Source organism: Geotalea toluenoxydans JCM 15764, assembly GCF_001311985.1.
GTDB classification, from domain to species: Bacteria; Desulfobacterota; Desulfuromonadia; order Geobacterales; family Geobacteraceae; genus Geotalea; species Geotalea toluenoxydans.
Genome location: NZ_BBCJ01000008.1, coordinates 106,215 through 118,357, shown reverse-complemented (window position 1 = coordinate 118,357; position 12,143 = coordinate 106,215). Strand labels below are relative to the sequence as shown.

Sequence of the window (12,143 nt, the reverse complement as noted above, 5' to 3'; positions counted from 1 at the left end):
GTTTTTATCCTTACTAAATAAAATCAGGAGATTCTACGGAATGTTTAGTGCTCTAATTAAAAAAATTGTCGGCAGCAAAAATGAGCGGGAGCTGAAACGCCTCTGGCCGATTGTCGAGCAGATCAATAATCTGGAAGCCGGAATCAGCAAACTTTCCGACGACCAGTTACGCAATAAAACATCTGAATTCAAGGAACGGTACGGACGCGGAGAAACTCTGGATTCACTGCTGCCAGAGGCATTTGCCGTATGTCGCGAGGCTGGCAAACGTGTGCTGGGGATGCGCCATTTCGATGTGCAGTTGATCGGTGGGATGGTGCTGCACCAAGGCAAAATTGCAGAAATGAAGACAGGCGAAGGAAAAACACTGGTGGCCACACTCCCATCCTATCTCAACGCCATAACCGGCAAGGGCGTCCACGTGGTCACGGTCAATGATTACCTGGCTCGGCGTGACTCAGAGTGGATGGGGCGGATTCACGACTTCCTCGGCCTTAGAGTCGGCGTCATCATTCACGGTCTGGATGATGAAGAACGCCGTGACGCATATAACGCAGATATCACCTATGGCACCAACAACGAGTTCGGTTTCGACTACCTTCGGGATAACATGAAATTTGCCCTGGAAGATTACGTGCAGAGGGATTTCAATTTTGCCATTGTGGACGAAGTTGACTCTATTCTTATTGATGAGGCACGGACGCCACTGATTATTTCCGGTCCCACCGAGGACTCTACCGATAAATACTACATTATCGACCGCATCATTCCCCTTTTGAAAAAGGGAGAGGTTGTCGAAGAAGAGGCAAATACCCTTTCCGGCAAGCGGAAGCGCTATACGGGTGACTATACCGTTGATGAAAAGGCCAAATCCGCAACACTGACCGAGGAAGGGGTCCTCAAGGTAGAAAAACTGCTGAAGATAGAAAACCTTTACGACCCACGGGATATCGAAACTCTTCACCATGTGAATCAGGCACTGCGTGCCCACGCTTTGTTCAAGCTGGATGTGGATTACGTTGTCAAGGAAGGCGAAGTCATCATTGTCGATGAATTCACCGGTCGCCTTATGCCCGGACGGCGTTGGTCCGACGGTCTGCACCAGGCCATCGAGGCCAAGGAAGGGGTCAAGATCGAGAACGAGAACCAGACACTTGCAACAATCACCTTTCAGAATTATTTCCGCATGTATGAAAAACTTTCCGGCATGACCGGTACCGCTGATACCGAAGCAGAGGAGTTTCACAAGATCTACAAGCTGGATGTGACAGTCATTCCAACCAACAGAGTACTTCTTCGTCCTGACTTTCCGGACGTAATTTATAAGACGGAGCGGGAAAAGTTCAATGCAGTGATAGAGGAGGTCAAGGAGCTTCATGCCAAAGGGCAGCCGGTACTGGTCGGAACGATTTCCATCGAGAAATCCGAGGAATTGGCAGAGCTGCTGCGTCGGCAAGGGATCCCGCACAACGTGCTGAATGCAAAACAGCATGAGAAAGAGGCAGAAATAGTTGCCCAGGCAGGGCGCAAGGGGATGGTGACCATCGCTACCAATATGGCCGGTCGCGGTACCGATATTCTTCTCGGTGGTAATGCCGAGGCCATGTCCAAGCAATGGCTGCGGAGTAATCCCGAGGTTTCCGAGGAAGAGTTTGCAAAAGTGTCGGCCCAGTTCAAGGAGCAATGCCTAAAGGAACATGACGAGGTGGTGAGCCTGGGCGGCCTTCATATCCTGGGTACAGAGCGGCACGAGTCCCGCCGCATCGATAACCAGTTGCGCGGTCGTTCGGGGCGCCAAGGTGACCCGGGCTCCTCCCGTTTTTACCTTTCACTGCAGGATGATCTGCTTCGCATTTTCGGTTCTGAACGAGTGTCGAAAATCATGGATATGCTGAAGATCGAGGAGGGTGAGGCAATCACCCACGGCCTGATCACAAAGGCAATTGAAAATGCCCAGAGGAAAGTGGAGGCCCATAACTTCGAGATAAGGAAACACCTGATCGATTACGACGATGTCATGAACAAGCAGCGTGAGGTCATCTATGCCCAGCGCCGCGAGATCCTTGCCGGTGAAACGATCCGAGAAAGCTTTGTCGACATGGTCAACGATGCCGTAGCAGATCTTGCCGAAGCTATGCCATCGAAAAGGTTTCTGCTACCGAATGGGACTGGCAGGGCCTGAGCGAATCTGTTTTCAAGCTGTTCGGTTTTCATGTGGATATTCCTCCCCAGACAATGGAGCGCCTTAACCCCGGCAATCTGCGTGATCTATTGCAAGAGAAGGTTCAGGAAGTCTTTTCGGAAAAGGTTGCCGAGTTCGGAGACGAGCTGATTGATCACCTGATCAAGGTCATCATGCTGCAGAGCATCGATGCCCAGTGGAAGGACCATCTGCTGTCAATCGACCATCTGAAGGAAGGAATAGGCCTCAGGGGTTATGGCCAGAAGGATCCGAAACAGGAGTACAAGAAAGAGGCGTATCAGCTGTTCATGGATATGATGGGGCGTATTCGCGAAGAGGTGGTGGAAAAGATTTTTTGGGTGCAGATTGCCCGTGAAGAAGATGTTGAAAGGATGGAAGAGCAGCAGAAGCGTCAGCGCCTCGTTTTCAATGCCGGTGATGAGCCGCAGGCTCAGCAGCCTGCCACCAGCAAGAAGGTGGGCCGCAATGAGCCTTGTCCTTGCGGCAGTGGCAAGAAGTACAAGCAGTGCTGCGGCAAATAATCTTATCCGGGAGAATGCCATGTCAGTAAAAGGATTCAAGTTCTCTGCCGTTGAGGCTGCGGTGAAAAAGCCTGGGCGGCTCGATCTGGGTTTGATTTTCTCTGATGTGCCGGCAGTGGCAGCGGGAGTCTTTACTACCAACAAAATCAAGGCGGCCCCGGTCGTCCTGGGGATAGAGCGGATAAAGGATGGCCTCTGTCAAGCGATAGTTGTCAATAGCGGCAATGCCAACGCCTGTACCGGAGTCAGGGGAATGGACGACGCAAGGGAAACTTCACGTCTGGTTGCTGAGGGTTTGGGTATTGCCGATGAGGCTGTCCAGGTTGCGTCAACAGGCGTTATCGGCCAAGCATTGCCCATGGAAAGATTGCGGGCAGCCGTGCCGAAACTGATCGAAGGGCTTGGAAGCGGCAGCCTTGATGGAGTTTCCCGTGCCATCATGACTACGGACACCTTCGCAAAAATGGAGACTCGCCAGTGTGAGGCGGCCGGTGTGCCGTATACCATCGCTGGTATTGCCAAGGGGGCAGGATGATCATGCCCAATATGGCTACCATGCTGGCTTTTATTGTAACTGATGCCGCTGTGGAACAGTCCTGGCTTAAAAAAGTCTTCAGCGAAGCCAATGATGCCTCTTTCAACATCATTTCCGTTGATGGCGATACTTCCACCAACGATACGTCATTGATACTTGCCAATGGCATGGCTGGTAATCCGACGATCCGGGAAGGAACCGGAGATGCCGAAACATTCCGGTCCCAGCTGCAGGCAGTTCTTTTGTCGCTTGCGCAACAGATAGTCAGGGATGGTGAGGGGGCGACCAAGTTCGTGGAAATATCCATCAAGGGAGCGCAGTCTGTGGCCGATGCCAAAAAGGCTGCAATGGCCGTTGCCAATTCCTCACTGGTCAAGACAGCTTTTTTTGGTCAGGATGCCAATTGGGGCAGAATTCTTGCCGCAGTGGGGTATTCAGGAGCCGAGGTTGATGCTGACAGAATTGAACTTTTTTTTGATGACGTGCAGATGGTAAGGAACGGAGTCTTTACCGGAGGAAACGCAGAAGAAAGGGGCTCCGAAGTGCTGAAGAGAAAAGAGTTCGCCGTAACTGTAGACCTGAAGCTGGGGCAGGGAGAGGCTACCGTCTACACCAGTGATCTGTCTTACGAGTATGTGAAAATAAATGCTGATTACCGGACATGATCCGGTTCTTCGAAAAGGCAGAATAAATCTGCAAAATCATGCCGGAGGCTTTATGAGGGTAAGGCTATCAGGATTATTGTCGTTATTGGCTAGTGTCAGCATTGTTGTCGCTTCTGGTCACACTGTTCGAGCCGGAGAAATCAAGATCGCTGAAATGGCGGTGACGACCAAAATCGTCAAAGGCAATCCCATCGATTCTGTGAGTCGCATTTCATCATCATCGGTGAAAGCGCTTTTTTGTTTTACCCGGTTAACCAAGGACCTGGAAGAAGACGCTTCGGTCAAGCATGTCTGGTACAAAAATAACCAGTTCGCAGCCGAGTATGATCTTCCCGTGAAGGGGAAGCGTTGGCGTACCTACAGCCGGAAGCTTATTGGAAAGGGTGCGAGCGGTGACTGGCGGGTAGACGTTCTGGACGAAGAAGGTAACCTTCTCAAATCCATCAATTTCAGGATTAACTAGTTTTCCTCCGGAAACTCCGGATGGAAATTAACTTACTGATTGCGGGGAAATGGTGCTTTCGATCCGTTATTTTTTCGTTTTCCTGTTGTTTGTTACTGCGCCGGTCTTTGCAGCCGATGAGATACCGCAGCTTCCTGATCGCCATGCAAAGATCAATGAATTGATTGAGGGCGCAATCTCTGACGGTCTCATAGCCGGCGGTGTAGTTCTCGTCGGCGACCATGCCCAGGTCTTGTTTGAAAAAGCCTATGGCAAAGTCTCCAATGCTCCCGATGCCAGGGCGATGACAGCCGAAACCATCTTCGATATCGCTTCTCTTACCAAGGTAATAGCTACGACCCCGGCCGTCCTGAAGCTGATGGAAGAGGGGAAGCTCAGCCTCGTTGATCCTGTTGAAAAATGGTACCCGGAATTTTACGGCCGCATGAAAGACGATCTGCTAATGGCCAACCTTCTCACCCACACTTCCGGCCTTGACGACTTTCCCCTCTCTTCGGAAAACCCCATACAGAGTGCGGTTAACGGGGCCGCAACCCAGAGAATGAAAGGCTCTGTCTGGAGCCGATTCAAGTATGCCGACATAAATTTTATCCTCCTTGCTGAATCAGTGAAAAGAGCATCAGGGAACGGACTTGACACCTATGCCGCAACGAGCTTTTTCAAACCTATGGGGATGAAAGATACGACCTTCAACCCCAGCAAAGAAGACGGTCAGCGTTGTGCTGCTACCTTGGATACGGATAAAACGCTCCTGTTCGGCCAAGCCCAGGATTATGTTGCCCGACAGTTAGGTGGAGTAGCTGGTCATGCAGGGCTCTTCAGTACAGCCGGTGATCTTGCCCGTTTTTGCCGAATGATGCTGAATGGCGGCGAATATGAAGGGAAGCGGATCCTTTCCCAGCGAGTTATCGAGCAGATGACGGCACCGTACTTTTCCCGCGGCGGCAAGGTGATCAGGGGGCTCGGTTGGGACATAAACTCTCCGTACTCTTCACCACGAGGAAACTACTTTTCATCCACCTCCTTTGGCCACACCGGATATTCAGGCTCCTCGATCTGGATAGATCCATATAGCGACCTGTTTGTGATACTTCTTACCTCCAGGCTTGACTACAAAAACACTCATGGTTTCAGCATGCTGAGAGGCGCTCTTTCAAGCGCGGCAGCAGAACTATTTGCACTTTCTTCACCCAAAATTGAGGAAGTGACCAGCCTTGATTATCCGTAACCCGTGAAAAGGCAAATAGCTTGACACACTATGGCCATTGTGCTAGGTTTTTCGCATTTGTTCGGCCATTTATAACTTTCGCCCAGGCTAATCAGTCTTTTTCTAAGGTCCCATCAGAGGAGGGATAGATGAGCAATAAATTGCTCCTCGCCGATGACAGTATTACCATCCAGAAAGTTGTCGGTATAATCTTCGCGAATGAAGATTATGAACTCACTGTTGTTGATAACGGTGATGCAGCTCTGGAAAAAGCAAAACAGATAATTCCGGATATAATTCTTGTCGATGCGCTCATGCCAGGTAAAAACGGCTATGAAGTCTGTGCAGGAGTGCGGCGGGACCCTAAGTTGAACACGATACCGCTGCTCCTCATGACCGGCGCCTTTGAGCCATTTGATGAGGACAAAGCCCGTCAAAGCGGTGCCGACGATTTCATTTCAAAACCTTTTGAATCCCAGCAGCTCATTGACAGGGTCAAAAAACTGATCGAACTAGGCAAGGAGAGGGTGTCCGTTCCTGCTGCGGGACCCTCTGTTGCAATTGCGGCATCGCCCGAACCTGTCTTTCCCTCAGCCGTGGCAATGCAGACAGCTGCTCCTGTTGCTAATGAATTGGCTCAAGCCTTTGCCGAGGAGCCTGTCATAGAAGAGAAAGCCGAGGAAATTTTTGCCCTTGGCGAGGAGGCTATCGAGGGGAGTGCTGACGACGATCTGTGGGGCGCTTTCGAAATTGAAGATCTTTCTGCGGGTGGAGCTGCTGAATTCGGGGTTGTCGAAGAAAAAGTTCCTGCTGTGGCAATTCCGGCTCCTGTGGAAGTTGATGAAGAATTTTCCTTTGCCGATGTGAACGACGACATAGGTGGTGCGGTCGCAGCCAGTACTCAGGCTGAAGTTCAGCAGTTCGAGACGGGCTGGGAGCCTGTGGAAGAGCAGACTTTTGCTTTTCAGGAGGAAGAACATGGAGAGGTCGGCCAACCTGTAGAGCTGGGTGTGGCTGCTGAACCTTCCGAATTCGAGTTTGCTCCGGAAGCTGAAGAACCTGCTCCGGAAACAGTTTTTTCTTCCGATGAGAATGCTGAAACTGTTGTAGATTTGTCCTCAACAGTCTCCCCCCAGCCAGCTAAAGCACCGGTTGCTCCTGTGGCAATCCCGGATGCTGGTGTGTCAGCTGCTCCTGCTGCCGATGGTTCACAACTTCCCGTAATTACAGAGGCTCAGCTGGTAGCAGCACTTCGCACACTTTCGCGGGAGGTTATCGAGAAAATAGTTTGGGAAGTGGTTCCGGATCTGGCGGAGTTACTTATCAAGGAAGAAATCCGCAAACTTAAGGGTGGATCCGGGAGTTGATACTGTTTAGTTATAGGCATTAAAAACGGGGATTTAATATCCCCTTTTTTATTCGAAATTATTTGAAGAGGTTGCTGATGGCAGATAAAGAACTGACAAAGGTATACGATCCTGAAAACGTGGAACAGAAGTGGTACCGGGAGTGGGAAGCAAAAGGTTATTTTTCCGCTGCTGCGACCTCTGCCAAGCCAGCCTACAGCATAGTAATTCCTCCCCCCAATATCACTGGCGTACTGCATATGGGACATGCCCTGAACAACACCCTTCAGGATATTCTCTGTCGCTGGAAGCGCATGCAGGGGTTCAATGTACTCTGGATGCCCGGAACCGATCATGCCGGCATAGCCACCCAGAATGTGGTCGAACGGCAGCTGGCGGCCGAAGGGAAGGACCGTCATGAACTTGGTCGCGAGGCCTTTACCGAAAGGGTTTGGCAATGGAAGTCAGAGTCAGGTGGGCAGATCATCGGCCAGCTGAAAAGGCTCGGCGCCTCCTGTGACTGGGGACGCGAACGGTTTACCATGGACGAGGGCCTTTCCAAAGCAGTCCGGGAGGTATTTGTCCGCCTCTACGAAGAGGACCTGATCTATCGGGATAATCGGCTCATCAATTGGTGTCCCCGCTGTCATACGGCACTTTCCGACATCGAAGTGGAGCATGAAGAAAAAGACGGCCATCTCTGGCATCTTCGTTACCCGGTTATCGGCTCCGGCCGGCATCTGGTCGTTGCCACTACCCGCCCTGAGACCATGCTTGGCGATACTGCTGTTGCGGTCAATCCGAACGATGAAAGATATAAGGACCTCATCGGCGGCCACGTCATGCTGCCCCTTGTCAACCGGAAGATTCCCATCATTGCCGATGAATACGTGGATATGGAATTCGGTACCGGCGTTGTAAAAATCACTCCGGCCCACGACTTCAATGACTTCGAGATGGGTAAACGGCACAACCTGGACAGAATCAACATCTTTGACGAATCGGGTGTCATCAACGCTGCCGGCCATCAGTATGAGGGAATGGAGCGCTTCGCTGCCAGAAAGCAGATTGTCGCTGATCTGGAAGCACAGGGACTGATGGACAAGATCCAGAGCCATGCCCTGTCAGTGGGGGGCTGTTACCGGTGTAAAACTGTAGTCGAGCCTTACATGTCTCTGCAGTGGTATGTGAAGGTCGGGCCTCTCGCAGAAAGAGCCCTTGCTGCCGTAAAGGAGGGCAAGACCCGCATCGTTCCCCAGCAGTGGGAGAATACCTATTACGAGTGGATGGAGAATATCCGTGACTGGTGTATTTCACGCCAGATCTGGTGGGGGCATCGCATTCCTGCCTGGTACTGTGACCATTGCGGTGAGATTACCGTTGCAAGGTGGATCCTGTCAAATGCAGCAAGTGCGGCAGCGACGAAATCAGGCAGGAAACCGACGTTCTCGATACCTGGTTTTCTTCCGCCCTTTGGCCCTTCTCAACCATGGGCTGGCCTGACCGCACCCCTGAGCTGGCAACTTTCTACCCCACTTCCTGCCTGATCACCGGTTTTGACATTCTCTTCTTCTGGGTTGCCCGGATGATGATGATGGGGTTGCACTTCATGGAAGAGGTCCCTTTCCGGGATGTCTACATCCATGCTCTGGTTCGCGATGCGCAAGGGCAGAAGATGAGCAAGTCCAAGGGCAACGTCATCGATCCCCTGACCGTCATCGATTCTTACGGCACCGACGCATTCCGTTTCACTCTGGCTGCCTTTGCCGCCAGGGGCGTGACATAAAGCTGGCCGAGGAGCGAATCGCCGGTTACCGGAACTTTGCCAACAAGATCTGGAATGCTTCCCGCTTTGCAATGATGAACCTGGAAGGGTTCGATCCTGATGCTGTCAAGCCGATGAACTAGAGCTGTCCAACGCTGATCGGTGGATACTGTTCCGTATTAACGAAACAGCCGGCGAGGTGGAGGAGAGCCTGAATGCCTATCGCTTCAATGACGCTGCTGCTGCCTTGTACCGGTTTACCTGGAGCGAATTCTGTGATTGGTACATAGAGCTTGTCAAGGACGATCTCTACAAGGGGGATAGCACCCGGCAAACTACGGCGCGCTATGTATTATGGATGGTTCTGGAGCATCTTCTCAGGCTGCTGCATCCTTTCATGCCATTTATCACCGAGGAGATCTGGCAAGCACTGCCAGGGAAAAAGGGTCACGCTAGCATCATGCTGGCCGAATATCCGCGCCGCAAAGCGGAATGGGATTTCCGTGACGGAGCGACGGAAATGGAACTGGTGATGGCCGTAATCAGTGGCATCAGGAACATCCGCGGAGAGATGGAAGTCCCTCCCAGCAAGAGCATTGCCGCCATGCTTGATTGCAAGTCTCCAGCCAGCCTCAAGCTGCTTAAAAAGAATGAGGTCTACATTGTCAGTCTGGCCAGGCTCTCCGACCTTGCCATTGGTCAAAGCATCGAACGTCCCGCCGATGCGGCTCTGCAAGTTGCAGGGGACGTGGAAATAGTCGTCCCGCTTAAAGGGCTGGTAAACGTTGAAGAAGAGGAAAAACGCCTCCTGAAGGAAATAGGCAAAATCGACAAAGATATGGATTTTCTGAGTAAAAAGCTTGAGAATCCGAGCTTTGTCGATCGGGCTCCTGCCGAAGTGGTGGCCAAGGAGCGGGAGAAGGTTGCAGAATTTGCAAACAAGAAGCAGGTGCTTGGCGAGAGCTTGGAGAAAATCAGAAGATTGAAGTAGGATCAAGTCTGGCAAGCTCGGGCAGGGGGCATGGCGATGTCCCCCTTTACGGAGATTATGTATGGCAGGCACGTTACCTTTTTATATATTTGCCTTTGTTTTTGGCGCCGTTGTCGGTTCCTTTCTCAACGTCTGCATCTATCGTTTGCCAAACGGACAATCGGTGGTCTTCCCCCCATCACACTGCCCGAACTGCGATTACAAGATCAGATTTTACGATAATATTCCCATGCTCAGCTATCTGCTGCTCCGCGGCAAATGCCGCTCATGCAAGACTCCGATATCACTCCAGTACCCCCTGGTCGAGTTGATAAACGGCTTGCTCACGCTGTTTCTTTTCATCAAATTCGGTCCGACCCTTACATTTCTCTTCCTCTTCATATTTTCATCCGCCCTTGTCACCATCACCTTTATCGATCTGGAACACCAGATCATTCCCGATATCATCAGCCTTCCAGGCATAATAATCGGCTTTGTCGCTTCTTTTTTTCTGCCATGGCTGGGGTGGAAGAACTCACTGATCGGCATACTTCTCGGCGGTGGCAGTCTGCTGGTCGTTGCTTATGGTTACCAGTTCCTTACCAAAAAAGAAGGGATGGGGGGAGGAGACATTAAATTATTGGCAATGATGGGGGCATTTCTCGGCTGGCGCTCAGTTCCCTTCATCATTTTTGTCGCCTCTTTGGTCGGGTCGATAGTTGGTGTGACCCTGATGCTGGTTCAGAAAAAAGATTCCAAACTGGCCATTCCCTTCGGGCCATTTCTTGCCTTTGCCGCGTTGCTCTATGTCTTTTACGGCCGCGAGATCATCTGGTGGTATATGTCCCTGGCCGGTCCCAACCCAGGAGGGTAGGGGGCAGCATGAACCAATTTCGCATTTCCCTCACCGTTTCCATTCTCTCCTCTCTGGCTTGTCTGCTGGTCCTGACTTGGCTCTTGCTCAGTCTCATCTCTTTTAAAACCGCCGAAAAAGATCTCTTGCATCAGAAGAACGATGAAGGGCGTATTCTTCTCGCGGCTTTTGTGGAAGTGCTCCCCTCATCCCTCGGCAATTTGCCGGGAGATACCGTCATACGGAATTTTTCTGCACGCCTTGCCAGAGAGAAGGATTTTGCCGGCATTCATGTGGTGGATTCCAGCGGGAAACCGGTTTATTCAGTGGGGGATTCCCGCGGTGCCGACAGACAACTTCAAGAAACGCTTTCAACCGGCAGGGAGACGTATGCCTACAGCCGCGACGGCCGGTTTATCTATCGCTATGCTCCCATTGAGGCAGCAGATAAAATTACGGGGGCGGCTCGCCTTACCATTTCCCTGAAAAAAGCACAGGAGCACCTTGTTGAGTCCCGCCGCATGTTCGTTGCTTACTTCGTGCTGGATTTTCTCCTTCTGCTCGGCATCGGTTCATTCATGCTGTCACGCATTGTAGTAGTGCCGGTGCGGAAGCTCTTGGCTGCCACCGCACGGATAGCCTCAGGCGACTACCGTCACATGGTGAAGGTTCCGGGGAGTGCCGAAATAGCAGAATTAGCAGAATCCTTCAACACCATGGCGGAGGTGCTCGAACAAAAGCGGCTTGAGGTGAAGCGGACCGTGCAATCCCTTGAAAAGGCCAACCTGGACCTTCAAACCGCGAGGGAAGAATCGATACGATCGGAGAAAATGGCCTCGGTCGGACTGCTTGCCGCAGGGACGGCTCACGAAGTCGGTACGCCCCTTGCCGCCATCATCGGTTACGCCGGAATTCTGAAGGATGAACTTAAGGGTGACGAGGTAACGACGGATTATGTAAACAGGATTGAGGCCGAAGCGAGCCGAATCGATCGCATTGTCCGTGGGCTGCTCGATTACGCCCGGCCCACTCAGGCCCACCGTGAGCAGGTTAATGTCTCTCAACTGGTTAGGGATACAGTCGGACTCCTCCAGGAGCAGGGGATACTCAAACGACTGAGCCTCTCCATTACGTCGTGTGAGGATCTTCCCTACGTTGATGTGGATCCCCATCAGTTGCAGCAGGTTCTCATCAACCTGGTGATAAATGCCAGAGATGCCATGCCTGCGGGGGGAGCCTGGATATACGAACAGAGCTTGTGCGTGGGGATGTAGCCCCGCTACTGAAACATACCGGCGGCGGTGGGATTGTAAGGAGGCGGAAGGGGGACGGCAACAACGCCTTCAGGTGTGGAAACTTCATCTACCGGTGCCCTGACGGCTGGGTGACCATCTCGGTTCTGGACACGGGTGAAGGGATTGCCGCAGACAATCTTGAAAAAATTTTCGATCCCTTCTTCACCACCAAGGAACCGGGCAAGGGGACAGGCCTTGGACTGGCCATCTGTGCGCGGATTATCGACTCTTTTAACGGCAGGATAGTTGCTGAAAGCGAAACCGGCAAGGGGACTGCAGTTACCGTATGGCTGCCGGTCCCCGAAAGGTAAGGAACCACT

General features: G+C 51.9%; 6 protein-coding genes and 3 pseudogenes. All 9 read left to right on the top strand.

From position 1 onward, the window contains the following. The first annotated feature begins 40 nt into the window (after positions 1-40). The 9 genes and pseudogenes from secA to JCM15764_RS27975 all read left to right on the top strand — a co-directional run bounded on the left by secA (position 41) and on the right by JCM15764_RS27975 (position 12,134). Positions 41-2,724 (top strand): annotated as a pseudogene (gene secA, locus JCM15764_RS06925) (preprotein translocase subunit SecA). Positions 2,725-2,743: 19 nt separating this feature from the next. Next, positions 2,744-3,924 (top strand): annotated as a pseudogene (argJ, locus tag JCM15764_RS06920) (bifunctional glutamate N-acetyltransferase/amino-acid acetyltransferase ArgJ). Beyond that, complete coding sequence (locus tag JCM15764_RS06915; RefSeq protein ID WP_243688516.1) at positions 3,905-4,387, top strand: DUF2914 domain-containing protein; 483 nt, start codon at positions 3,905-3,907, stop codon at positions 4,385-4,387. Before argJ ends, JCM15764_RS06915 begins: the two are co-directional and overlap by 20 nt. A 52-nt stretch (positions 4,388-4,439) precedes the next feature. Continuing rightward, on the top strand, positions 4,440-5,615 hold the full coding sequence (locus tag JCM15764_RS06910) for a serine hydrolase domain-containing protein (protein ID WP_054694013.1): 1,176 nt from the start codon (positions 4,440-4,442) through the stop codon (positions 5,613-5,615). 128 nt (positions 5,616-5,743) lie between these two features. Then, the gene (locus JCM15764_RS06905) at positions 5,744-6,961 is read left to right on the top strand and encodes a response regulator (RefSeq protein ID WP_054693941.1); all 1,218 of its coding nucleotides are present in this window, start codon (positions 5,744-5,746) and stop codon (positions 6,959-6,961) included. Positions 6,962-7,038: 77 nt separating this feature from the next. Beyond that, positions 7,039-9,696, top strand: a pseudogene (locus JCM15764_RS26255) (valine--tRNA ligase). Positions 9,697-9,757: 61 nt separating this feature from the next. Then, on the top strand, positions 9,758-10,549 hold the full coding sequence (locus JCM15764_RS06895; protein WP_054693938.1) for a prepilin peptidase: 792 nt from the start codon (positions 9,758-9,760) through the stop codon (positions 10,547-10,549). Positions 10,550-10,557: 8 nt separating this feature from the next. Beyond that, a complete protein-coding gene (locus tag JCM15764_RS06890) occupies positions 10,558-11,802 on the top strand; it encodes a sensor histidine kinase (protein WP_243688514.1) in 1,245 nt (414 codons plus the stop codon). Next, positions 11,787-12,134, top strand: coding sequence for a sensor histidine kinase (locus JCM15764_RS27975; protein ID WP_243688513.1), 348 nt, complete (start codon positions 11,787-11,789; stop codon positions 12,132-12,134). Before JCM15764_RS06890 ends, JCM15764_RS27975 begins: the two co-directional genes overlap by 16 nt. Positions 12,135-12,143: the final 9 nt, after the last annotated feature.